Source organism: Enterobacter sp. WPR_3_1 (assembly GCF_003635055.1).
In the GTDB taxonomy this organism is placed as follows: Bacteria; Pseudomonadota; Gammaproteobacteria; order Enterobacterales; family Enterobacteriaceae; genus Enterobacter; species Enterobacter ludwigii.
The window spans coordinates 646678-671581 of the sequence record NZ_RBXU01000009.1 but is presented as its reverse complement, the minus strand read 5'-3'; the positions used below and the strand labels follow the sequence as shown (position 1 = coordinate 671581).

Sequence of the window (24904 nt, the reverse complement as noted above, 5' to 3'; positions counted from 1 at the left end):
GCAGGGCAGAGGGATAAAAATAAAATGTAGGGCGTATAATAATGAGGGTAATTAATGTTTTTTAATTTATAAGTGCGAATGAACAGACCTTAAGACAAAAATCAGAATCAAACCTGGTGTTAGCGAGGATATACCTCTGGCTGGTTAATCAGATAAATGGCATTTAACGTGGTTCAATTATTCGTCTCATGAATTTAATTATATCTATGCATTTGTCTAAATTATTAATTAAGCGATTTGACTTTTTTTGTGCAAAATTAAAACGCAAAGTAGTGAATACTTTCGTGTACCTGATCCGTGTAAATATAAACCTTGTGAGTAACGAGTAGTCGTCTATGGCGCGTAAAAAGAAAGAAGAGGCTCAACAGACCCGTCAGCAGCTGATTGAAGCGGCTATCGGGCAGTTTGCGACGCGGGGCGTGGCGAACACGACGCTGACGGATATCGCGGATGCAGCAAATGTTACACGGGGTGCCATCTATTGGCATTTTACCAGTAAATCAGAAATATTTAATGCCATCTGGGAACAGCAATTACCGTTTCGTGACATCATTCGTGACAGACTTTCTCTTTCTGCAGGCAGCGATCCCTTGTTAATGCTTCGTGAGCAATTTATTGCTGCGTTGCAATATATTGCACATGAGCCTCGGCAATGTGCTCTTTTGCAAATTTTGTATCATAAGTGTGAATTTAATAGCGATATGATTTCAGAGTGTGAAATCAGAAAACGTATTGGTTTTAATTATGAGTCTTTACGTGCCACGTTGCAGGACTGTATTTCGCGGAACCTCATTTCGTCACAGGTAAATGTTGATCTGACCCTGATTGTTTTCCACGGTTTTTTCAGCGGGATCATTAAAAACTGGTTAATGAATAACAGCAGTTTTAATCTTTACCAGCAGGCTCCTGCGCTGGTCGATAGTATTCTGGCGACACTCCCTGTCGTGCGGGTGTCGCCTCATGAGGATGATTTTAGCTCAGCGCCAGGTAACATTTCCCCTTGCGCGCAGAGCGTTTCGATGGTCTGTGCACTGACCGGTTTGCCCAACAGATAGCCCTGAAGCGTGTTGCAGCCCAGCGCCGTCAAAAAGGTTTGCTGTGCTTCGGTTTCCACCCCTTCCGCCACGACTTTCAGATTTAGCGTTTTTGCCAGGGCCACAATCGCTGAGACAATGGTGGCGTCTTCGCTTTCACCGCTTAACTCTTTCACGAACGCTCTGTCGATTTTCAATTCACAGGCCGGCAGGCGCTTGAGATAAAGCAGGCTGGAATAACCGGTACCAAAATCATCAATGGACGCTTTCACGCCCGCGTCCGTCAGCTCTGTCAGTACGCGCACACTCTCATCCGGGTTGCTCATCGCCGTGGTTTCCGTCACTTCAAGGATCAGCATCTCCGGCGGTACGTTGTGACGCGTCAGGCAGTCGAGCACCGTTTTAACCAGTGAAGGTTGCTCAAACTGCAGTGTCGACAGGTTCACCGCCATCGACCAGTTTTGATGCCCCTGAAGGTGCCACTCCCGCAACTGACGGCAGGCCTCATTAAGCACCCAGTTACCAATCGGGATGATCAGCCCCGTTTTTTCCGCAAGCGGCAGGAACAGGTCTGGCGTCAGCAATCCCTGTTTCGGATGTTGCCAGCGCAATAGCGCCTCGAACCCAAGGACAGGACCCGCCGGTGCGTGGAATTTTGGCTGATAAAGCAGGCGCAGTTCATTACGATCGATAGCCAGCCACAGATCGTTCATCAACTGGAGATGGGTCTGCGCCAGGGTGTTCATGGAGGGCTGGAAAAAGTGATAACCGTTTCGGCCCATGTGCTTCGTGTGGTACATCGCCGCATCGGCGTTAAACATCAGCTCGCGCTCGGTTTTACCGTCGTGGGGATAGAGCGCGATACCAATGCTAAGGGTTACCACCAGTTCATAGGGATCCAGATTGAATGGGCTATCGATAGCGCGAACCAGCGAGTTGGCCAGCGAGGCCGCATCATCCGGACCTTCTCCTTCCGCCAGCAGAACAAACTCATCACCACCGATACGGGCAAGGGTGAACTGACCCTTCAGGGGCGTGAGCAGGCGCTGCGTCACGGCGACAAGCAGTCTGTCACCGACATCATGGCCGTACGCATCGTTGATGGTTTTAAACCCGTCGAGATCCATGAACATCAGTGCAAAATGGGTGCCTTCTCGGTCAGCTTTGCTGATGGCCTGATCGAGTCGGTCCTCCAGCAAAACACGGTTCGGCAGACGCGTCAGCGTATCCTGCAAAGCCAGTTGAGCGAGTTCGCGGTTCGCTTCTGCAAGGGATGAGGCCAGAAGGGAGGTTCGTGCCTGAAGGCGGGCATCCAGCATCGAAACCAGCAGCGTGATCCCCAGTATGGCGAGTGCGACGACGCTGACCAGTACTGCCAGCCAGCTGCCGTTAATACCTTCATGGTGTGTCATGGTCGACATTGGAAACTGAGCGGCTTTCATCCCGGCATAGTGCATACCGGCAATGGCGATCCCCATCGTAACGGCGGCGGCAAAACGCATCAGCGACACCTGAGACGCTTCATGCCGCAAGCGGAACGTCAGCCATAATGCGGCGAGCGAAGCCGCAAGCGCAATGACAACCGAAATGGCCACCCATGTTTTGTCCCAGATAATACCGGGAGAGACTTCCAGCGCCGCCATGCCGGTGTAATGCATCGCCACAATGCCGCAGCCCATCACTAACGCACCGGGCAGCAGACGGCGCAAACGTAACTGCTCACAGCTAACGAGCCACAGTGCAAACAGTGACGAGCCCACGGCGATAACCATGGATAGCACCGTCAGGGTCGCGTTGTAGCGCATGCTCATGGAGAGGTCCATCGCCAGCATGCCGATAAAATGCATGGCCCACACGCCAATCCCCATGGCAATACCGCCGCCGGCCAGCCAGACGCGCGCAGCCACGCCCTGACTCCCGGCAACACGTGCAGCCATATTCAGCGCGGTATAGGCAGCAAGGATAGCAACAACAAAGGAGAGGACGACGAGGATATGGTTGTATTGGCTAACCAGCATGATCGGTTCTACTCGAGTGTGAAGTTACGCAGGCGCGGTTGAGAAGGGCGAGACATTATCATCGTAAGGTAACGGCTCAAAGGGATTTAAATCCCCGTTTTTAGTGGGTCTTAACAGTGAGTTTAGCGACGTCAGGCGGTTAGTCGAGTTCTGAGCAGTTCACTAATTTTAGCGGATTTACGGAATTCATATTGCGACACTTATCGGCTTCAGTGCTCATCAGTTCAATCCACTGCATCAGGAGCGCGTCGAAGAGGAAAACCGAGACAGCAAATACAACCAGCCACCAGTATTTACGAATCATGCGTGTCATTCCGGGTAAAGAGGTTCAGTGAGGTGGTGGAAATATACACGAAAAGTCGCGGTTTAAAAGGGGGATAAACGAAGGTTTACACAGCCTTGACGGTGACAGGCGCGGACAATAAAAAAGGCGCATCCCCATGCCAGGTAGCGCCTTTTTAAACAAGCATTTCGCTAACCGAAATTAGTTCATGCCGTATTTTTTCAGTTTCTTACGCAGTGTACCACGGTTGATACCCATCATCAGGGCAGCGCGGGTTTGGTTACCGCGGGTGTATTGCATCACCATGTCCAACAGTGGCTGTTCAACTTCAGCCAGTACCAGCTCATACAGGTCATTAACATCCTGACCGTTCAGTTGAGCAAAATAGTTCTTCAGTGCCTGTTTAACCGAGTCACGCAGGGGCTTTTGAGTTACCTGATCCTGAGAGTTAACGGTAGAAACGGTCAGTACGTCAGAATTTACGCGTTGTTCGAACATAGTTCTGTCAGCTCTTTATTTCATTACGCAAGATTTTCGAAGTATGCCTCCAACGCCTCCAGCTGTACGCTGGCATCCTCTATGGCGTTGAATGTGCGCCGAAACTGGTCATTTGGAGCGTGCTCCTGGAGATACCAGGATACGTGTTTACGCGCAATTCGGTACCCTTTTGCCTGACCATAAAAGTCATGCAATTCCCGAACATGCGAACAAAGCAAGCGCTTTACCTCTGCCAGTGGCAGTGGGGCAAGCAACTCCCCAGTGTCCAGATAATGCTGGATTTCCCGAAAGATCCAGGGTCTTCCCTGAGCGGCACGTCCTATCATCAGAGCATCAGCTCCCGTATAGTCGAGCACAGCTCTGGCTTTAAGCGGGTCAGTAATGTCACCATTCGCGATAACCGGAATGGAAACTTTCTGCTTAACTGCCCGAATGCTATCGTATTCAGCTTCACCATTGAACAAACAGGCGCGAGTGCGTCCATGGATGGTCAGGGCCTGAATGCCACAGTCTTCGGCCAGTTGGGCAATCTCTACACAGTTACGGTGTTCCGGCGACCAACCCGTGCGAATCTTCAACGTAACAGGAACGTCCACTGCGCTGACAACCGCGGTCAGGATAGACTTCACCTGGTCGGGGTATTGCAGAAGGGCTGAACCTGCAAGCTTGCGATTCACTTTCTTGGCCGGGCAACCCATATTGATATCAATAATCTGGGCGCCACTTTCCACGTTAATCCGCGCGGCATCTGCCATCTCTTCAGGCACGCTTCCGGCAATTTGCACGGTGCGAATACCTGGTTCATCAACGTGCACCATCCGAAGGCGGGACTTATCGCTTTCCCACACTTGTGGGTTAGACGACATCATCTCGGAAACGGTTAAACCTGCCCCCATCTCATAGCACAGCGTCCTGAACGGCCGGTCGGTAATACCTGCCATTGGGGCTGCGATCAGGCGATTTCTGAGCTGGTAGTGTCCGATGCGCATGAGTTAAGAAATGACCATACTGTGACTGCAAGGCGGCGTATATTACGCATTTTTTGCACGAGATGAAAGGCCAAACTTTGAACAATCCACTGTTGTAGATCAAGGAATCGCCGCTCTGTCCTGCAGGTGAAAATTATAAACCTGTTAAATCATAAAGTTATGATGGAATGATTATTTTATAGCCGCTTACAATTTCCCGTAACTTCTCATCATTTCTGAATAAATGCATCACTTGAGCGAGATAATCTGCTGTTTTTAGCAGCAGATTATCCCGCTTGTTTGCGATCTGAGTCGCATTTTAGAACATGATCTGCATGCGAAAAATGCGCATTATTCGACGACTACGCGACCATGAAGGGGTTGTACCGGGCGGTTATTTTCGTGGTGCATCGTGTGGGAGAATTTCTCAAGCTGCTCTGCAGAGACGGTCAGCGGGTGCTTCAGTACAATCCAGGTTACCCCCTCTGAGCACGGCGGCGTGGTCAGCGAGCCGCTAAAGCGCCAGTATGTTTTATCTTTTGGAATCAGCTTGTTCAGATTGAGATCCTGCTTAATGGAGACGTTCTGTTCGGCCTGCTCAGGCATGACGCTCCACAGCTTATTCAGTTCCGGGTTCGCGGCCCCTTTATCGAACATGACCGCCACCACCGCCAGCTCACCGGCCGCGTTTTTGTGCACCAGATGCATTTCCATCGCAAATTTCTTGCCATGCACGGTGTTTTCGCTCGGCGCGTGGAAATGGAACTGTTGCAGGGTCCAGGTTTGCTTATCGAGGGTAAGGGTATCGCGGGTTTCCGGCTTTTCACTTGCCTGAATGGTATGGCCGTTGTTCGTCAGCGTCACAGGGCCATCAATGTAATGTGTTTGCAGCGGGGAGAGGTGCGCGTTCGCGGTGGATTCAATGTTGATGGGGGACTGATTCATCCCGCTTTGACAGGTTTTGTAAGCCTCGTCCAGTTCGCCCCAGTGTTCCGGTGCGCCTTCGCCTTCGTAGCTCCAGTGTGATGCGCAGGCTGAAGCCGAGATAATGCTCAGCGCAAAGAGCGCTGCCTTGCCAGTAAAGTGGGTCATAGTATTCTTCCGGTGAATTATTGTGGTTCAAACCATTTTTATCAATATGATTTGTGTGGGTATTTTACCGGAGAAGGGCATAGGAGGAGAGGATTATCGGAGGAAGAGAGGCGTGGTCAGATGACCACGCCAATGGCTTACTTTTTACGGCCAGTAATACGACACCACTCTTCTTTTTCGACCACCGGGTCGAGGGCGAAAAGATCGGCGTAGGCTTCGCAAACGCTGTCAGCCTGGCTTGCCAGGATCCCGGAAAGTCCCAGCAGACCGCCGTCAACGGGCAGTACGCTGATTAACGGGGCCAGTTCGCGTAATGGGCCGGCCAGAATGTTCGCCACCACCACATCGGCTTTCATGGCTTCTGGCTGCGCATCCGGCAGATACAGTTCAAGGCGGTCAGAAACGCCGTTGCGTTCAGCGTTATCACGGCTGGCCTGAATAGCCTGTGGATCGATATCGATCCCAATGGCTTTGGCCGCGCCCAGTTTCAGCGCCGCGATAGCGAGGATCCCGGAGCCGCATCCGAAGTCGATCACCGTCTTGCCGTCCAGATCCAGACTGTCCAGCCACTGCAGGCACAGAGAAGTCGTCGGGTGAGTACCGGTCCCAAATGCCAGGCCCGGATCCAGCATCACGTTTACCGCGTTTTCATCCGGAACGTCACGCCAGCTCGGGCAGATCCACAGACGTTTACCGAACTGCATCGGGTGGAAGTTATCCATCCACTCGCGTTCCCAGTCTTTGTCTTCCAGCTGTTCGATTTTGTGTGCAAAACCCGCACCCAGCAGCGGATGATTTTCCAGGGTCGCGACAACCTCTTTCATGTCAGTTTCTGCATCAAACAGGCCAATAACGTCGGTATCACCCCACAGGCGGGTTTCGCCCGGCAGTGGCTCAAACACCGGCGTGTCATGCGTGTCCTGGAAGGTGATGGAGACCGAACCGGCTTCCATCAGCGCATCGCTTAGCTCTTCGGCGTTAGCGCCGGTTGTATTCAGTTTTAGTTGGATCCACGGCATGGCAAAACTCTTTATTTATCAGTAGAAATCGTAGCGGGCTGTGGGACAGGCTGACCGAAACGGTTCCCGACCACAAACGCCAGTAAACTTAACAGTAACGAAGGCACAATAGGATGGAAGCCCAGGTACTGAATTTTAAATGTAGCTAGCACGGCATACAGCACACCGCCGACAATCATGCCGCTCAGGGCGCCGGCAGCGTTGGCGCGCTCCCAGTAGAGGCCCAATACCAGCGGCCACAGGAAGACGGCTTCAAGGCCGCCAAACGCCAGCAGGTTCAGCCAGATGATCATCTCCGGCGGACGCCATGCGGCTAACAGCAGCAGCGCGCCTAAAACGAGCGTAATCACCGCCGACATACGCTTCAGGCGTCGTTCATTTTGCACCTGCTCAGGACGCAGGTTCAGATAGAGATCTTTAATGATCGTAGCGGAACTCTGCAGTAGCTGGGCGTTAATGGTCGACATTATGGCGGCCATTGGCGCGGCGAGGAATATCCCCGCGGCAAAAGGCGGAAGCACTTTGACCATCAGGGTCGGGATCACCAAATCGGGAACCGTAAGGTCGGGGATCACCGCACGTCCTAACGCACCCGCCAGATGCATGCCGAACATCAGGATTGCAACAACGATCGTCCCGATAATAATACCCCGGTGAACGGCTTTGCTGTCTTTATACGAGATACAACGCACGGCGGTATGCGGCAGGCCAATAACACCAAAGCACACCAGCACCCAGAACGACGTCATAAATGTTGGCGAAAGGATATCATCCGCACCCTGTGGGGAAATCAGTTTCGGGTCAATCGCTTCCAGAGTTTCAACGGCATGGCTCAGACCACCTGCGGCGTGGACAATTCCCACCAGCAGAACGATTGTGCCGACGAGCATCACCATCCCCTGCAGCGTATCGTTCAGCACGCTGGCGCGAAATCCGCCAAAGGCGGTATACAGCGCAATGCTCACCCCAAAGATGATAAGGCCCGTCTCATAGGGGATCCCTGCAGCGGTTTCCAGCAGGCGTGCCCCGCCGATGAACTGCACCGTCATTGCACCAATAAACGCGACCAGCAGGCTCAAGCTTGCCAGCCACACCAGCAGACGGCTCTGGTAGCGCGCAAACAGCATATCGTTGAGCGTCACGGCGTTATAACGGCGTGCCAGAATGGCAAACTTTTTACCCAGTATACCCAGCGAGAGCCAGACGGCAGGCAGCTGAATCATTGCCAGCAGCACCCAGCCTAACCCGTATTTATAGGCTGCACCGGGGCCACCGATAAACGAGCTGGCGCTGATATAGGTGGCGGTAAGCGTCATGGCCAGCACGACACCGCCCATCGAACGACTGCCGAGGAAATACTCATTCAGGAAAGTGCCGGTTGTCCTCTTACGCATTGCATAAACGGACAAACCAAACACGACCACCAGGTACGCGACCAGCGGCAGAATGACTTCAAGCTGCATCATCATCCTCCAGCGGGATATCCCGGTAGATAAATTTCACCATTGCCCAGCACAGCAGGATAAAGACCAGCGGCACCAGCAGGCAGGCCATTTCGAACCAGTGAGGCAGGCCGGTAATGCCAATAGCCGAGTCAGGTAAGTAAGCGGTCACCAACCATGCAGCAAGATAGAGAAGGGTCAGCCACAGCGCCCATCGCGCTTCTTTATGGGCCTGAACAAAACGCTTGTCCATTTTTTGTCCCTTGTGGATGAATAAAGCGGGGATTGTACATGATGGGGCTTTCCGATCCCCAGAAATAAAAAAAGGCCGGATTATCCGGCCTTTTTGGCGTGACTGCGCGATTACTTCTCTTGCAGACCGAGTTTTTTCTCCAGATAGTGGATGTTAGTCCCACCATTCTGGAAGTGCTCGTCGCTCATGATACGCATCTGCAGTTCAACGTTGGTTTTGATACCGTCGATGATCAGCTCCTGCAGGGCGTTCTTCATGCGGGCAATTGCCACGTCACGGTTTTCGCCGTAGCAGATAAGCTTACCGATCATGGAGTCATAGTACGGCGGTACGGTGTAACCCGCGTAGATATGAGACTCCCAACGCACACCAAAGCCACCCGGCGCGTGGAAACGCGTGATTTTACCCGGGCTTGGCAGGAAGGTATTCGGGTCTTCGGCGTTGATACGGCATTCCACCGCATGGCCTTTGACCACAACTTCTTCCTGTTTGATGGACAGAGGCTGACCCGCAGCGATACGCAGCTGTTCTTTGATCAGGTCAACGCCGGTAATCATTTCGGTAACCGGGTGTTCTACCTGAATACGGGTGTTCATCTCAATGAAGTAGAACTCGCCGTTTTCGAACAGGAACTCGAAAGTACCCGCACCGCGATAGCCGATATCGACACAGGCTTTAGCACAACGCTCGCCGATGTAGCGACGCAGTTCCGGCGTAATGCCCGGTGCTGGCGCTTCTTCAACCACTTTCTGGTGACGACGCTGCATGGAGCAGTCACGTTCTGCCAGATAGATAGCGTTACCCTGACCGTCAGCCAGCACCTGAATTTCGATGTGGCGTGGGTTTTCCAGGTATTTTTCCATGTACACCATGTCATTGCTGAAAGCTGCTTTCGCTTCCGCTTTGGTCATGGAGATGGACTGAGCCAGTTCAGCATCGCTACGCACAACGCGCATACCGCGACCGCCGCCGCCGCCGGACGCCTTGATGATAACCGGATAGCCAATGCGTTTCGCATGAGCACGGTTAGCATCCATGTCGTCGGTCAGAGGACCGTCAGAGCCCGGTACGGTTGGAACACCGGCTTTTTTCATCGCGGTGATTGCGGACACTTTGTCGCCCATCAGGCGGATAGTGTCAGCTTTCGGGCCGATGAAGATAAAGCCAGAGCGCTCAACCTGCTCAGCAAAGTTGGCGTTCTCAGAGAGGAAGCCATAACCCGGATGAATTGCCACCGCGCCGGTGATTTCAGCGGCGCTGATGATAGCCGGGATGTTCAGATAGCTTTTTACGGACGGAGCCGGGCCAATACAGACCGTCTCATCCGCCAGCAATACGTGTTTTAAATCGCGATCCGCGCTTGAGTGCACAGCGACGGTCTTGATGCCCAGTTCTTTACAGGCACGAAGAATACGCAGTGCAATCTCGCCGCGGTTGGCGATAACAATTTTATCCAGCATGTTCGCCTCGTTACTCGATGACGACCAGCGGCTCGTCAAATTCAACCGGCTGACCACTTTCGACCAGAATCGCTTTCACAGTGCCTGATTTGTCTGCTTCGATCTGGTTCATCATTTTCATCGCTTCAACGATGCACAGGGTATCGCCTGCGTTGACTTTCTGACCCACTTCGATGAACGCTTTCGCGTCCGGGCTCGGGGTGCGGTAGAAAGTACCAACCATTGGGGAACGTACGATGTGACCACTGATTTCTGCTGCAGCGGCAGGTGCGGCTTCAGCTGCTGGTGCAACGGCTGCGGAAAGCGCAGGCTGCTGCACTGGCGCAGCATAAGCCTGCTGCATTACCGGGAAGCTAGCGGCTGGGGCTGCACGGCTGATGCGTACAGACTCTTCGCCTTCAGAAATTTCCAGTTCGGAGATGCCTGATTCTTCAACCAGTTCGATCAGTTTTTTAATCTTACGAATATCCATGAGTGGGTTCCGTACTCTTGTTTAGTGTGATTGTGACAAGCGTTTTACCGCTGTCTGTAAAGCGTATGAATAGCCGTCAGCGCCCAGTCCGCAAATAACGCCAGCGGCGATATCTGATAGATAGGAATGGTGGCGGAACGGCTCTCGGGCGTGCACGTTGCTCAGGTGGATCTCGATAAACGGGATACTCACTGCGAGCAGTGCGTCGCGAATAGCAACACTGGTGTGCGTAAACGCGGCCGGATTGATCAGGATATAGTCCACAGTGTCTTTAGCCTGATGAATACGGTCGATGATTGCGTACTCCGCGTTCGACTGAAAATGATCCAAATCCACATTCAGCGACGTTGCTTCCGTGCTCAGACGGTTAACAATTTCACTCAATGTTAGCGAGCCGTACTTCTCGGGCTCGCGGGTGCCGAGCATGTTCAGGTTCGGTCCGTTTAAAACTAAGATATGGAACTTATCAGCCATTGTGCCGCTATCTCCTGCGATTCTCCGGTAAAAAACAAAATATACCTTCGAAGCACGATTGTCACCTTTTCAGAGGCCTAAAACCGCTGTCGGGTAAACCAAAGTCGCACATTATAACGATTTCGTAGCATTTGGCAGCTAAATACTGGTCTTATCAGGGAAGATTATCAACCGCTATCCGAAAAAGATTCGCGGTTGACAGGGATTCTGCGGGAAAACGCACAGTTTCGCGAATTATCGCAACCACTGACGGAACTTCTTGTAACGCCATGCTAAAAGCGCCACAGCCAGCAGCGCGTAGAGTATGGGCTGCGGGGAGAGGATCTTCACCGACCACAGATAATGGATGGGTGCGAGGATCGCGACAAGATAGACGAAGTTGTGCAGCAGTTGCCAGCGCCTGCCCAATGTACGTTGTGCATATTGCGTTGATGTCAGTGCTAATGCCAGTAACACCAGCCAGCTCACGATACCTAACGTCAGGTACGGACGGGTAACCAGTTCGCGGCCCAGCAGTGCCAGGTTGTTAACGCCCAGTTCCAGCAAGGCGTAGCTGGTCAAATGGAGCGTCGCCCAGGCAAAACACCATAGCCCCAAAAGCCGGCGGGTGCGTATCAATAATGGCTGTTTAGCGTAGCGCGCTAACGGTGACACCAGCAAGGTCGCCAGTAAAAATTTCAGAGCCATCCGACCGGTAAAGTGCTGGATATCCTTTGCCGGATCAGCGCTAAAAAGCCCCTGGCTGGCGGCCCAGAATAACCAGATAAAAGGAAGCAACCCGGCTAAGTGCAACAGCACTTTCAGCCAGGTTATCTGTTTTGCCGTTAAACGCACTCAGAAGTTCTCCCGTAAATTAAGGCCACGGTAAAGCGACGCCACTTCATCAGCGTAGCCGTTAAACAGCAGTGTCGGCTGACGCTTCACATCCAGCGCGCCGCCGGAACCGATAAATCGCTCGGTGGCCTGCGACCAGCGGGGATGATCGACGTGCGGGTTCACATTGGCAAAAAAGCCATATTCGTCGGGCGCCGCCAGGTTCCAGGTCGTGGGTGGACGTTCGCGGGTGAGCTTAATGCTGACGATAGATTTAATCCCTTTAAAACCGTACTTCCACGGCACCGTTAAGCGAACAGGCGCGCCGTTCTGCGGCGGGAGTGCTTTGCCGTAAACACCGACGGTCAGCAGCGTAAGAGGATGCATCGCTTCGTCGAGCCGTAACCCTTCGACATACGGATACGCAAGCCCACCGCCGATAAACCGATCTTTCTGGCCCGGCATCTCGTCCGGGGCGTAGCGCGTCTGGAAAGAGACATATTTTGCGTTGCTGGTGGGTTCAACCATCGCCAGCAGTTTATGCAGCGGGAAGCCTACCCAGGGCACAACCATCGACCAGGCTTCCACGCAGCGCATGCGGTAGATACGCTCTTCCAGTGGAAAACGGGTGGTGAGATCGTGATGGTCCAGCGTCAGCGGTTTTGCCACTTCACCGTCGATTTTCAGCGTCCACGGATCGGTTTTCATACTCCCCGCGTTGGCCGCAGGATCGGCCTTATCGAGACCAAATTCGTAGAAATTGTTATAGCCGGTCACTTTGTCTTCCGGCGTGAGCGTCAGTGTGTTTTGCCACTGAGCGGGCTTCGTAAAGGTGAGCGGGGCGCCGGAAGGGGCTTTGGGGCGATCGTTACCTTTAAACCAGTCGAGCAGGTCGGCATGAGCCGCAGGGGAAAGCGTCAGTGCGGTGGCGCTGATGCCAAGCATTTTCAGGATCTGGCGGCGCTGTAACATAAAGACAGATTCAGACGTTACGTCGGCTTCCGTCAGTTTTCGGGTTTTCATGGCATCCTCCGTCATGCGTTTTTCTAAGCATGACGGAGGAGAGGGATTAGCGCGAATATGTCACGAAAATTTGAAGATTAGGCAATTTTCACCAGTGCGCGGCCATGGAACTGGTTGTCCATGATCTTGCTGGCATATTTAGGCGCCTGGCTAAGCGTGATTTCGGTTGCGCTCTGAGTAAAGAACGTGTCCGGCAAATCGCGCTGCAGACGTTCCCAGGCCGCAATGCGGCGCGCCGCCGGGGTCATTACGGAATCAACACCCTGCAGGCGAACGTTACGCAGAATAAAGGGCATCACGGTGGTGGGCAGGGCAAAACCGCCCGCCAGACCACAGGCTGCCACGCAGCCGCCGTAGTTCATCTGCGCCAGCACTTTTGCCAGCACTTTGTCACCGACGGTATCTACCGCACCTGCCCAGAGCTGTTTTTCAAGTGGACGGGTTTCGGCAAACTCGTCGCGGCTCAGGATGCGATTAGCGCCGAGCTGACGCAGGTACGCGTGGGTGCTCTCGCGCCCGGAAACTGCCGCAACCTGGTAACCCAGTTTGTGCAGCAATGTCACCGCCGTGCTGCCCACACCACCGCTGGCACCGGTCACGACGATCTCACCCGATTCAGGGCGAATACCGGCATCTTCCAGCGCCATCACGCACAGCATGGCGGTAAAGCCTGCGGTACCGATGATCATCGCTTTACGACCATCCAGGCCTTGTGGCATCGGCACCAGCCAGTCGCCTTTCACGCGCGCCTGTGTCGCCAGCCCACCCCAGTGATTTTCACCCACGCCCCAGCCCGTGAGCAGCACCTGCTGGCCGGCATGGAAGCGCGGATCTTCGCTCGCATGAACCCGGCCCGCAAAATCGATACCTGGCACCATAGGGAAATTTCGGATGATTTTACCCTTCCCGGTAATAGCCAGCGCATCTTTATAATTTAAACTGGACCAGTCGATGTCGACGGTCACTTCGCCTGCCGGCAGTCGGCTCTCTTCAACGGCCTGCACCGAGGCAAGCGTTTTGCCGTCCTGCTGTTCTAAGATCAAAGCCTGCATACAGGGTCCTCACGACTCAGATGATTGGAAAATAGCTCCTGAAGACTATACTCCCTCAGGGAAAAGCAATGCCGATTTAACGCAATAAATTGCCAGATACGCCAGGTTTGATAGTATGCCGCATTTGAAATGCAAGTTAGCGCTTACTCGCTACCCCCTCAACCCACGGAGTTATCTCAAGGATGCGATTAACGACGAAGTTCTCGGCTTTTATCACCTTACTGACGGGGCTAACCATTTTTGTCACGCTCCTTGGCTGTTCTCTGAGCTTTTATAACGCCATTCAGGACAAGCTGGTTAATCGGGTGCAGTCTGTCGCGTCGGTGATTGATAATCGTCTCCTCACCACCCCGCTGCCGGCGCTGTCCCGCGAGCTGGATGAGTTGATGGTGCCTGTCGATATTGTCCAAATCGACATTCTGCAGGGAAAGCATAATGTTTTAAGCCATGCCCGGCAGGACAGCTATCGGCCTGCGGGCGTGGTAAGCCAGTACCGGGAAGTGACGGTGCATTCCCTTAAAAACCCGGGCATGACCATAAACATGGTCTACCTCGATCCGATGGCCAGCTACTTCCGCTCGATGATGACCACCGCGCCGCTCACCGTCGCCGTCGCGTTTATTGTCCTGCTGATTTTTCTCGCGGTTCGCTGGCTGCGCCGTCAGCTCTCTGGTCAGGAACTGCTGGAGATGCGTTCCGTGCGTATACTGAATGGTGAACGCGGCCCGCAGGTGCGTGGCTCGATCCATGAATGGCCTGCGCGTGCCAGCAGTGCGCTGGATACGCTGCTCTCAGAAATTCAGTTCGCCAGCGACCAGCGCAGCCGTATGGACACGCTGATCCGCTCTTACGCTGCGCAGGATAATAAAACCGGGCTGAATAACCGTCTTTTCTTTGATAATCAACTGGCCACGTTGCTGGACGATCCGGAAAAAGTCGGGACGCACGGTGTTGTCATGATGATTCGCCTGCCCGATTTCGATCTGCTGCGCGACACCTGGGGACAGCGCGTGGCGGAAGAGAATCTCTTTACGCTGATCAACCTGCTCTCCACCTTTATTATGCGTTATCCGGGTGCGCTGCTGGCCCGTTATCACCGCAGCGACTTTGCCGTGCTGCTGCCTCACCGTACGCTGAAAGAGTCAGAAAGCATCGCCAGCCAGCTGCTGAAAGCGGTGGATGCGCTGCCGCAGAGCAAAATGCTCGACAGGGACGATATGGTTCATATGGGCATCTGTGCCTGGCGCGGCGGCCAGTCGACGGAACAGGTGATGGAACATGCTGAAGCGGCAACCCGCAACGCCGTGTTGCAGGGCGCTAACGGCTGGGCAGTGTACGACGATTCGTTACCAGAAAAAGGGCGCGGCAATGTGCGCTGGCGAACGTTAATAGAGCAAATGCTCAGCCGCGGCGGGCCGCGCATTTATCAAAAACCGGCGGTGATGAAAAACGGGAACGTTCATCACCGTGAGCTGATGTGCCGTATTTTTGACGGTACGGAAGAGGTCATCTCCGCGGAATATTTACCGATGGTGCTGCAGTTTGGGCTTTCTGAAGAGTATGACCGCCAGCAGATCACCCGACTCATGCCGTTTTTATCCTTCTGGCCCGAAGAAAACCTGGCGCTACAGGTTACCGTGGAGTCGTTAATTCGCCCGCGTTTTCAGCGGTGGTTGCGTGATACATTAATGCAATGCGAAAAATCGCAACGCAAACACATTATTTTTGAACTTGCTGAGGCGGATGTGGGTCAACACATCAGCCGGTTACGTCCGGTAGTACGGTTGATTAATGCGCTAGGTGCCCGTGTCGCGGTCACGCAGGCGGGTTTAACGCTGGTCAGTACTAACTGGATTAAGGAACTGGATGTGGAGTTATTAAAGCTGCATCCGGGGCTGGTAAGGAACATTGAAAAGCGCACGGAAAACCAGCTGCTGGTACAGAGTCTGGTGGAAGCGTGCAAGGGAACGCGAACACAAGTCTTTGCCACGGGCGTGCGCTCCAGAAGCGAATGGCAGATGTTGACAGAGCGCGGTGTGACGGGCGGTCAGGGGGATTTTTTTGCCTCCTCTCAGCCGCTTGACACCAATGTGAAAAAATATTTGCAAAGATACTCTGTTTGACCTGCCGTTTAATCCGTTTTCACGTAGAATATCGCGCCTGTAGCTTTGAGTATGACGAGCAAAAAGCCAGTGAACGACCTTTAGCGGGTTACAAATGTCAGTGAGGGACGCTACTGTGTACTCAGCCCTGAGGGAATCAGGGAAAGATTTGTAACATCAGGATACGTACTGCACAAATTTTCACCGCTGCAGATGATTTTTGCGCCTTGTCGCTGCTGCGTGTGGTTGGTAAAGTAAGCGGATTTTGTTTTCCGCCCCAGCTTTCAGGATTATCCCTTAGTATGTTGAAAAAATTTCGTGGCATGTTTTCCAATGACCTGTCCATTGACCTGGGTACCGCGAATACCCTTATTTACGTTAAAGGACAAGGCATCGTATTGAATGAGCCTTCCGTTGTGGCCATTCGTCAGGATCGTGCCGGCTCGCCGAAAAGCGTAGCCGCGGTGGGTCATGACGCGAAGCAGATGCTGGGACGTACCCCTGGCAACATCGCCGCAATCCGCCCAATGAAAGACGGCGTTATCGCTGACTTCTTCGTGACTGAAAAAATGCTTCAGCACTTCATCAAGCAGGTTCACAGCAACAGCTTCATGCGCCCAAGCCCGCGTGTTCTGGTGTGTGTGCCGGTTGGCGCCACCCAGGTTGAACGTCGCGCAATCCGTGAATCAGCCCAGGGTGCAGGCGCGCGTGAAGTGTTCCTGATTGAAGAGCCAATGGCGGCGGCAATCGGTGCGGGTCTGCCTGTTTCTGAAGCGACCGGTTCTATGGTGGTGGATATCGGTGGTGGTACCACTGAAGTGGCCGTTATCTCCCTGAACGGCGTGGTGTACTCCTCTTCCGTGCGTATCGGTGGCGATCGTTTCGACGAAGCCATCATTAATTATGTGCGTCGTAACTACGGTTCCCTGATCGGCGAAGCGACCGCTGAGCGTATCAAGCATGAAATCGGTTCCGCTTACCCGGGCGATGAAGTGCGTGAAATCGAAGTTCGCGGCCGTAACCTGGCTGAAGGTGTTCCACGCGGCTTTACCCTGAACTCCAACGAAATTCTGGAAGCGCTGCAGGAACCTCTGACCGGTATCGTGAGCGCAGTGATGGTTGCCCTGGAACAGTGCCCACCAGAACTGGCGTCTGACATCTCCGAGCGCGGTATGGTTCTGACCGGTGGTGGTGCGCTGCTGCGTAACCTCGACCGCCTGTTAATGGAAGAGACAGGTATTCCTGTCGTAGTTGCAGAAGATCCACTGACTTGCGTCGCCCGTGGTGGTGGCAAGGCGCTGGAAATGATCGACATGCACGGCGGCGACTTGTTCAGCGAAGAGTAGTCATTGTGAAAGGGTAGCGTATCGCTACCCTTTCTCTCTGACACGAGAATACGCATAGCCTATGAAGCCAATTTTTAGCCGTGGCCCATCGCTACAGTTTCGCCTCATTCTGGCGGTCCTGGTTGCGCTTGGGGTCATTATTGCCGATAGCCGCCTCGGTACGTTCAGTCAGATCAGAACGTACATGGATACCGCCGTCAGTCCTTTCTACTTTATTTCAAATGGTCCCCGTGAGTTGCTCGACTCCGTTTCTCAAACGTTGTCTTCACGTGACCAACTCGAACTCGAAAACCGGGCATTACGTCAGGAACTGCTGTTGAAAAACAGCGAGCTGCTGATGCTGGGACAATATAAGCAGGAAAACGCGCGTCTGCGCGAGCTGCTTGGCTCGCCGCTGCGTCAGGATGAGCAGAAGATGGTGACGCAGGTGATCTCCACCGTCAACGATCCTTACAGCGATCAGGTGGTGATCGACAAAGGAAGCGTGAACGGTGTGTATGAAGGTCAGCCTGTTATCAGTGATAAAGGCGTTGTAGGCCAGGTTGTTGCTGTGGCCAAACTGACCAGCCGCGTTCTGCTGATCTGCGATGCCACGCATGCGCTGCCGATTCAGGTACTGCGTAATGACATTCGCGTCATCGCGGCCGGTAACGGGTGTACCGACGATCTCCAGCTGGAACATCTGCCGGCTAACACGGACATTCGTGTGGGCGACGTTCTGGTGACGTCGGGTCTGGGTGGACGTTTCCCTGAAGGGTATCCGGTTGCGGTTGTCTCTTCGGTGAAGCTTGATACGCAGCGTGCCTATACCGTGATTCAGGCGCGTCCAACCGCGGGTTTACAGCGTCTTCGCTACCTGCTGCTGCTGTGGGGCGCCGACCGCAATGGTGCTAACCCCATGACGCCTGAAGATGTTCATCGCGTCGCGAATGAACGCCTGATGCAAATGATGCCGCAGGTTCTGCCGGCACCGGATGCCATGGGACCCCCTGCGCCAGTACCGGCCCCTGCTACGGGGCTAACGCAGCCGCTGCCGGATGCACCGCCACCGCCTAAACTCTCCTCGGGAGGGCAGTAGTGGCAAGTTACCGTAGCCAGGGACGCTGGGTTATCTGGCTCTCATTTCTCATTGCGCTGTTACTGCAAATCATGCCCTGGCCGGACGACATTCTCGTTTTCCGGCCAAACTGGGTATTGCTCATTTTGCTCTACTGGATCCTTGCCCTGCCGCACCGCGTAAATGTCGGCACAGGTTTTGTGATGGGTGCCATACTGGATCTCATTAGTGGCTCTACGCTTGGCGTGCGCGCCTTGTCCATGAGTATTATTGCGTACCTCGTCGCACTTAAATTCCAGCTCTTTCGTAACCTCGCGCTCTGGCAACAGGCGCTGGTGGTGATGTTGTTGTCGCTTGCTGCGGATATCGTTGTTTTCTGGGCAGAGTTTTTAGTGATCAACGTCTCTTTCCGACCGGAAGTGTTCTGGAGTAGTGTAGTAAACGGTGTGCTCTGGCCGTGGCTGTTCCTGCTGATGCGTAAGGTTCGCCAGCAGTTTGCTGTGCAATAAAAGGTTTCTATGACGTCTCTATATCTTGCTTCTGGTTCTCCGCGTCGTCAGGAGTTGCTCACTCAGCTGGGTGTCTCCTTTGAACGCATTGTTACGGGCATCGAAGAGAAACGCGCTGAAGGCGAAAGTGCCCAGCAGTACGTTTCTCGACTGGCGCGTGAGAAAGCGCAGGCAGGCGTGGCGCAAACGCCGCGTGACTTGCCGGTGCTGGGGGCAGATACCATCGTTATTCTTAACGGTGAAGTGCTCGAGAAACCGCACGACGCTGAACATGCGGCGCGTATGCTGCGCAAAATGTCCGGACAAACACATCAGGTAATGACCGCCGTCGCGCTGGCGGACAGCCAGCACGTGCTGGATTGCCTGGTGGTGACGGACGTGACATTCAGAGTGCTTACCGACGACGAGATCGCCGCTTATATCACCAGCGGTGAACCGATGGATAAGGCAGGTGCATACGGTATTCAGGGGCTGGGTGGCTGTTTTGTCAGGAAGATTAATGGCAGCTATCACGCCGTAGTCGGCTTACCGCTGGTGGAAACGTATGAGTTGCTGAGCAATTTTAACTCACTGCGTGAGGGAAGGGATAATTATGACGGCTGAATTGTTGGTAAACGTAACGCCATCGGAAACCCGTGTGGCCTATATTGATGGTGGCATTCTTCAGGAAATTCATATTGAGCGTGAAGCGCGGCGCGGAATAGTAGGCAATATCTACAAAGGTCGTGTCAGTCGTGTACTACCGGGTATGCAGGCGGCTTTTGTAGATATTGGACTGGATAAGGCGGCATTTTTACATGCCTCCGACATTATGCCGCATACCGAATGCGTCGCGGGCGAAGAGCAAAAGCAGTTTGCCGTGCGCGATATCTCCGAACTGGTGCGTCAGGGCCAGGATCTGATGGTGCAGGTCGTCAAAGATCCGCTGGGCACGAAAGGCGCCCGTCTGACTACCGACATTACATTGCCTTCCCGTTATCTGGTCTTTATGCCTGGCGCGTCGCACGTGGGCGTTTCGCAGCGCATTGAGAGCGAAAGCGAGCGCGAGCGTCTTAAAAAAGTGGTCAGCGCTTACTGCGATGAACAGGGCGGGTTTATCATCCGTACCGCCGCAGAAGGGATCAGTGAAGACGATCTGGCGTCTGATGCGGCTTATCTCAAGCGCGTCTGGACCAAAGTCATGGAGCGTAAAAAACGCAACCAGACCCGCTACCAGCTTTACGGCGAACTGGCGCTGGCTCAGCGCGTCCTGCGTGATTTTGCTGATGCACAGCTCGACAGAATTCGCGTGGATTCCCGCCTGACCTATGAAGCACTGCTGGAATTTACCGCCGAATACATTCCCGAAATGCCTGGCCTGCTGGAGCATTACACGGGGCGTCAGCCTATCTTCGATCTCTATGACGTAGAAAATGAGATCCAGCGAGCGCTGGAACGCAAGGTTGAACTGAAGTCCGGCGGCTATCTGATCATCGATCAGACCGAAGCGATGACGACGGTGGATATCAACACCGGCGCGTTTGTCGGCCATCGCAACCTGGATGACACCATCTTTAATACCAACATCGAAGCCACGCAGGCCATCGCCCGCCAGCTTCGCCTGCGCAATCTGGGTGGCATTATCATCATCGACTTTATCGATATGAGTAATGAAGACCATCGCCGTCGTGTGCTGCACTCGCTGGAGCAGGCGCTGAGTAAAGATCGCGTGAAAACCAGCATCAACGGCTTCTCACAGCTGGGGCTGGTGGAAATGACGCGTAAGCGTACCCGCGAAAGCGTGGAGCACGTGCTGTGCAATGAATGCCCAACCTGCCACGGACGTGGCACAGTAAAGACGGTTGAGACCGTCTGCTACGAGATCATGCGTGAAATCGTTCGCGTTCATCATGCCTACGACTCCGATCGTTTTCTGGTCTATGCTTCCCCTGCGGTGGCTGAAGCGCTGAAAGGCGAAGAGTCGCACGCGCTGGCGGAAGTGGAAATCTTTGTCGGCAAACAGGTAAAAGTTCAAATCGAACCGCTCTATAACCAGGAGCAGTTTGACGTCGTGATGATGTAAGACGCGGTACGCCGCGTGACCAAAGCTGACAAGGAGAGATGAGTGAGGCGATTGCCGGGGATTTTATTGCTTACAGGGGCAACGCTGGTCGTGATTGTCGCGTTGCTCGTGAGCGGGCTGCGCCTCGTTTTACCACATCTGGACAGCTGGCGTCCGCAGCTGCTGGCAAAAATCGAATCCACCACCGGTGTCCCGGTGGACGTGAGCCAGATAAGCGCCAGCTGGCAGAATTTTGGCCCGACGCTTGATGTCCGGGATATCAATGCCAGCCTGAAAGATGGCGGCTATCTGAAAATCAAACGCGTCACCCTGGCGCTGGATGTCTGGCAAAGCCTGCTCCATTTTCGCTGGCAGTTCCGCGATCTTACCTTTTATCAGCTTCAGTTTCTGACCAATACCCCGCTGTCCGGCGGCGATAGCAATCAGAGCCTTGAAACCAACCGCTTCAGCGATCTCTTCCTGCGTCAGTTCGATCATTTCGATCTGCGCGACAGCGAAGTGAGCTTTATTACCCTCTCCGGGCAGCGCGCTGAACTGGCGATCCCACAGCTGACCTGGCTTAACGGCAAAGAACGCCATCGCGCGGAAGGACAGGTGAATCTCTCCAGCCTGAACGGCCAGCATGGCGTGATGCAGGTTCGTATGGATCTGCGCGACGACGACGGTTTGTTAAATAACGGCAAGGTATGGCTGCAGGCCGACGACGTGGATGTTAAGCCGTGGCTCGGTGACTGGTTACAGCAAAATATGCAGCTGGAAACCGCCCGTTTTAGCCTTGAAGGCTGGATGACCCTGACGAAAGGGGAATTTGCCAGCGGCGATATCTGGCTTAAGCAGGGGGGCGCAAGCTGGAAGGGCGAAAAACAGCAGCATCAACTTTCGGTCGACAACCTCACCGCGCACGTGACGAAAGAGAAAGAGGGGTGGCAGTTTGCCATTCCGGACACACGCATCACCATGGATAACAAACCCTGGCCGCGCGGTGCTCTGACGCTGGCCTGGATGCCGGAGCAGGATGTCGGTGGGGCGACCAGCAAACGCAGTGACGAGCTGCGTATTCGCGCCAGCAACCTTGATCTGGCCGCAATAGAAGGTCTGCGCTCGATGGCCGCCAAGCTCTCTCCGGACCTGGGTGAGATCTGGCTGGCAACGCAGCCAAGCGGAAAGATAGATTCGCTGGCGCTGGATATCCCGCTTCAGGCCACGGAAAAGACCCGTTTTCAGGCCGCATGGAAAGGTCTGGCCTGGAAGCAGTGGAAGATGTTACCGGGGGCGGAAAACTTCAGCGGTAAGCTGGAAGGGAGCGTTGAGAACGGCAGGCTAACGGTCGATATGCATGACGCCAAAATGCCTTACGAAACGGTCTTCCGTGCGCCGCTGGAAATTGAACGAGGCAATGCGGTGCTCAACTGGCTGCGTAACGATAAAGGTTTCCAGCTGGATGGGCGCCATATCGATGTGAAAGCCAAAGCGGTGCATGCGCGTGGCGATTTCCGCTATCTGCAGCCTGAAGGTGAAGAGCCGTGGCTGGGTATTCTGGCCGGGATCAGCACTAACGACGGTTCTCAGGCCTGGCGCTACTTCCCCGAGAACCTGATGGGCAAAGCGCTGGTGGACTATCTGAGCGGCGCGATCCAGGGCGGTCAGGCGGATAATGCCACCCTGGTCTACGGCGGTAATCCGCATCTTTTCCCGTACAAGCACAATGAAGGTCAATTCCAGGTGCTGGTGCCGCTGCATAACGCCACCTTCGCCTTCCAGCCGGGCTGGCCTGCGCTGAAAAATCTCGACATTGAACTTAATTTTATCAATGACGGATTATGGATGAAGGCAGACAACGTGGCGCTGGGCGGCGTAACGGCCAGTAACCTGACGGCAAACATTCCGGATTACTCAAAAGAGAAGCTTTTGATTGATGCCGACATTAACGGCCCCGGGAAAGCAGTCGGCCCCTATTTTGAAGACACGCCGCTGAAAGAGTCACTGGCAGCCACCCTTCAGCAGCTGCAGCTGGATGGCGATGTGAGTGCTCGCTTACATCTTGATATCCCGCTCGACGGTGAAATGACCACCGCCAAAGGCGACGTCCGTCTCAATAACAACAGCCTGTATATTAAGCCGCTTGAAAGCACCCTGAAGAACCTCAGCGGGCAGTTTAGCTTTGAGAACGGTAACCTGAAGAGCGAGCCGCTCACGGCCAGCTGGTTTAATCAGCCTGTGAATATTGATTTCTCGACCACCGAGGGCGAGAAAGCTTATCAGGTAGCCGTCAACCTGGACGGCAACTGGCAGCCATCGCGCATGGATGTTCTGCCAAAGCCGATTGAGGAGTCCGTTAACGGTGCAGTCTCCTGGAATGGCAAGGTGGCAATTGAACTGCCTTATCACGCCGGTGCGCGCTATAAAGTTGATATCACCGGCGATCTGAAAAACATTCAGAGCCAGTTGCCTGCACCGCTGGATAAATCGTCCGGTCAACCGCTGCCAATAAAGGTTAACGTCGATGGCAATCTTAACAGCTTCGCGCTGACCGGCAGTGCGGGTGAGAAAAACCATTTCAACAGCCGCTGGCTGCTTAACCGTAAGCTCACGCTCGACAGAGCCATCTGGACGACGGACAGCCGCACCACGCCGCCGCTGCCCGATCACACCGGCATTGAGCTTAATCTGCCGCCAATGGACGGGGCCGAGTGGCTGGCCCTGTTCCAGAAGGGCGTGGGCCAAAACGTTGATGAGGCTGCCCAGTTCCCGCAGAGCATTACTGTTCGTACGCCGTCGCTGATGCTGGGTGGACAGCAGTGGAATAACCTGAGCATTGTTTCGCAGCCAACGGCGAACGGGTCAAAAGTCGAAGCCCAGGGCCGCGAGATCAATGGCACGCTGACCATGCGCGACAATGCGCCGTGGCAGGCGGCGATTCGCTATCTCTACTACAACCCGGCCACCGCGAGCGGAAAAGATCATCCGTCAAATACGGCGCCGTTGAATAACCCAACCCGTATCGACTTCAGCGGCTGGCCCGATCTCCAGCTACGCTGTGCTGAGTGCTGGCTTTGGGGTCAAAAGTATGGCCGTATTGACGGCGATTTCGCCATTAAGGGGAATACGCTGAGCCTTGCGGGCGGACTTATCGACACCGGCTTTGGCCGTCTGAGGGCCGCCGGGGAGTGGGTTAATAACCCGGGCGAGCAGCGAACCTCTTTGAAGGGCGACATCAAGGGCAATAAACTGGATTCCGTGGCTAACTTCTTTGGCATCAGCACGCCGCTGCGGGGGTCATCATTTGACGTGAATTACGATCTCCACTGGCGTGCGGCACCGTGGACGCCGGATGAAGCCTCGCTGAACGGCATTCTGAAAACCCGCTTTGGCAAGGGTGAGATTGCCGATGTGAGTACCGGGCATGCGGGCCAGATACTGCGTCTGTTGAGCTTTGATGCCCTGCTGCGTAAGCTGCGTTTCGACTTTAGCGATACCTTCAGCGAAGGTTTCTATTACGACTCCATCCGCAGTACGGCATGGATCAAAGACGGGGTGCTGCATACCGACGATACGCTGGTGGACGGCCTGGAAGCGGATATTGCGATGAAAGGCTCGGTCAACCTCGTGCGCCGCGAACTGGATATGGAAGCGGTGGTGGCACCTGAAATTTCTGCCACCGTCGGCGTGGCGGCGGCTTTTGTGGTGAACCCGATTGTCGGTGCGGCGGTGTTTGCCGCCAGTAAAGTGCTGGGGCCGCTGTGGAGCAAAGTCTCTATTCTGCGCTATCGCATCACCGGGCCGGTGGATAAACCGCAGATTAATGAAGTGCTGCGCCAGCCGCGCAAAGATGCACAGCAATGATTTGACGTGGGCAGGTAATTGCCTCACTCTCAATAAATACGATTTATATACCGCCACGGGCGGCAACGAACGAGTAGCAATACG

Annotated in this window: 22 protein-coding genes; 8 read left to right on the top strand and 14 right to left on the bottom strand. The window is 54.2% G+C overall.

Going from position 1 to position 24904, the window contains the following annotated elements; translation table 11 throughout:
• Positions 1-335 precede the first annotated feature (335 nt).
• A complete protein-coding gene (gene envR / locus BJ887_RS11595; protein ID WP_020883496.1) occupies positions 336-1055 on the top strand; it encodes an acrEF/envCD operon transcriptional regulator in 720 nt (239 codons plus the stop codon).
• Here the strand turns inward: envR and BJ887_RS11590 are convergent.
• From BJ887_RS11590 to BJ887_RS11525, 14 genes are all read right to left on the bottom strand, one after another.
• Positions 959-3052: a bifunctional diguanylate cyclase/phosphodiesterase gene (locus BJ887_RS11590; protein WP_049023334.1), complete on the bottom strand. Its 2094-nt coding sequence runs from the start codon at positions 3050-3052 to the stop codon at positions 959-961. The two genes, envR and BJ887_RS11590, sit on opposite strands and share 97 nt — an antisense overlap.
• Positions 3053-3191: 139 nt before the next feature.
• Complete coding sequence (locus tag BJ887_RS11585) at positions 3192-3356, bottom strand: DUF2556 family protein (RefSeq protein WP_020883498.1); 165 nt, start codon at positions 3354-3356, stop codon at positions 3192-3194.
• A 180-nt stretch (positions 3357-3536) separates the two neighbouring features.
• The gene (fis, locus tag BJ887_RS11580) at positions 3537-3833 is read right to left on the bottom strand and encodes a DNA-binding transcriptional regulator Fis (RefSeq protein WP_000462905.1); all 297 of its coding nucleotides are present in this window, start codon (positions 3831-3833) and stop codon (positions 3537-3539) included.
• Between the two features lie 23 nt (positions 3834-3856).
• Positions 3857-4822: a tRNA dihydrouridine synthase DusB gene (gene dusB, locus BJ887_RS11575; protein WP_014171871.1), complete on the bottom strand. Its 966-nt coding sequence runs from the start codon at positions 4820-4822 to the stop codon at positions 3857-3859.
• A 330-nt stretch (positions 4823-5152) separates the two neighbouring features.
• Complete coding sequence (locus BJ887_RS11570) at positions 5153-5893, bottom strand: carbonic anhydrase (protein WP_020883499.1); 741 nt, start codon at positions 5891-5893, stop codon at positions 5153-5155.
• 137 nt (positions 5894-6030) lie between these two features.
• The gene (prmA, locus tag BJ887_RS11565; protein WP_121339891.1) at positions 6031-6912 is read right to left on the bottom strand and encodes a 50S ribosomal protein L11 methyltransferase; all 882 of its coding nucleotides are present in this window, start codon (positions 6910-6912) and stop codon (positions 6031-6033) included.
• Positions 6913-6923: 11 nt separating this feature from the next.
• Positions 6924-8375 (bottom strand): sodium/pantothenate symporter, encoded by a 1452-nt coding sequence (gene panF, locus BJ887_RS11560; protein WP_040018722.1) that lies wholly within the window; start codon positions 8373-8375, stop codon positions 6924-6926.
• Entirely contained in the window at positions 8365-8607 is a 243-nt protein-coding gene (locus BJ887_RS11555) for a YhdT family protein (RefSeq protein ID WP_006178860.1), read from the bottom strand. The genes panF and BJ887_RS11555 overlap by 11 nt, the downstream gene beginning before the upstream one ends.
• A 110-nt stretch (positions 8608-8717) precedes the next feature.
• Complete coding sequence (accC, locus tag BJ887_RS11550) at positions 8718-10067, bottom strand: acetyl-CoA carboxylase biotin carboxylase subunit (protein WP_020883502.1); 1350 nt, start codon at positions 10065-10067, stop codon at positions 8718-8720.
• 10 nt (positions 10068-10077) lie between these two features.
• The gene (gene accB / locus BJ887_RS11545; RefSeq protein ID WP_014171866.1) at positions 10078-10539 is read right to left on the bottom strand and encodes an acetyl-CoA carboxylase biotin carboxyl carrier protein; all 462 of its coding nucleotides are present in this window, start codon (positions 10537-10539) and stop codon (positions 10078-10080) included.
• Between the two features lie 21 nt (positions 10540-10560).
• Entirely contained in the window at positions 10561-11013 is a 453-nt protein-coding gene (aroQ, locus tag BJ887_RS11540; RefSeq protein ID WP_014171865.1) for a type II 3-dehydroquinate dehydratase, read from the bottom strand.
• 234 nt (positions 11014-11247) lie between these two features.
• Positions 11248-11847 (bottom strand): protein-methionine-sulfoxide reductase heme-binding subunit MsrQ, encoded by a 600-nt coding sequence (msrQ, locus tag BJ887_RS11535; protein ID WP_020883503.1) that lies wholly within the window; start codon positions 11845-11847, stop codon positions 11248-11250.
• Positions 11848-12849 (bottom strand): protein-methionine-sulfoxide reductase catalytic subunit MsrP, encoded by a 1002-nt coding sequence (gene msrP / locus BJ887_RS11530; RefSeq protein ID WP_020883504.1) that lies wholly within the window; start codon positions 12847-12849, stop codon positions 11848-11850. It abuts the gene before it with no gap.
• A gap of 77 nt (positions 12850-12926) precedes the next feature.
• Positions 12927-13901 carry an MDR family oxidoreductase gene (locus BJ887_RS11525; RefSeq protein ID WP_121339890.1) on the bottom strand — a complete coding sequence of 325 codons (975 nt, stop codon included), beginning with the start codon at positions 13899-13901 and terminating at the stop codon, positions 12927-12929.
• A 182-nt stretch (positions 13902-14083) separates the two neighbouring features.
• Between BJ887_RS11525 and csrD the strand changes: the two genes are divergently transcribed.
• From csrD to yhdP, 7 genes are all read left to right on the top strand, one after another.
• The gene (gene csrD, locus BJ887_RS11520; RefSeq protein ID WP_014171861.1) at positions 14084-16024 is read left to right on the top strand and encodes an RNase E specificity factor CsrD; all 1941 of its coding nucleotides are present in this window, start codon (positions 14084-14086) and stop codon (positions 16022-16024) included.
• A 281-nt stretch (positions 16025-16305) separates the two neighbouring features.
• Positions 16306-17349: a rod shape-determining protein MreB gene (gene mreB, locus BJ887_RS11515; RefSeq protein WP_000913396.1), complete on the top strand. Its 1044-nt coding sequence runs from the start codon at positions 16306-16308 to the stop codon at positions 17347-17349.
• Between the two features lie 61 nt (positions 17350-17410).
• The gene (mreC, locus tag BJ887_RS11510; protein ID WP_014171860.1) at positions 17411-18427 is read left to right on the top strand and encodes a rod shape-determining protein MreC; all 1017 of its coding nucleotides are present in this window, start codon (positions 17411-17413) and stop codon (positions 18425-18427) included.
• A complete protein-coding gene (gene mreD, locus BJ887_RS11505; protein WP_014071997.1) occupies positions 18427-18915 on the top strand; it encodes a rod shape-determining protein MreD in 489 nt (162 codons plus the stop codon). The genes mreC and mreD overlap by 1 nt, the downstream gene beginning before the upstream one ends.
• A 9-nt stretch (positions 18916-18924) precedes the next feature.
• Positions 18925-19518 (top strand): nucleoside triphosphate pyrophosphatase, encoded by a 594-nt coding sequence (locus BJ887_RS11500; protein WP_014171859.1) that lies wholly within the window; start codon positions 18925-18927, stop codon positions 19516-19518.
• Entirely contained in the window at positions 19508-20977 is a 1470-nt protein-coding gene (gene rng / locus BJ887_RS11495; protein ID WP_014885432.1) for a ribonuclease G, read from the top strand. The genes BJ887_RS11500 and rng overlap by 11 nt, the downstream gene beginning before the upstream one ends.
• A 42-nt stretch (positions 20978-21019) precedes the next feature.
• Positions 21020-24820 (top strand): AsmA2 domain-containing protein YhdP, encoded by a 3801-nt coding sequence (gene yhdP, locus BJ887_RS11490; RefSeq protein ID WP_121339889.1) that lies wholly within the window; start codon positions 21020-21022, stop codon positions 24818-24820.
• The last annotated feature ends 84 nt before the right edge of the window (positions 24821-24904 follow it).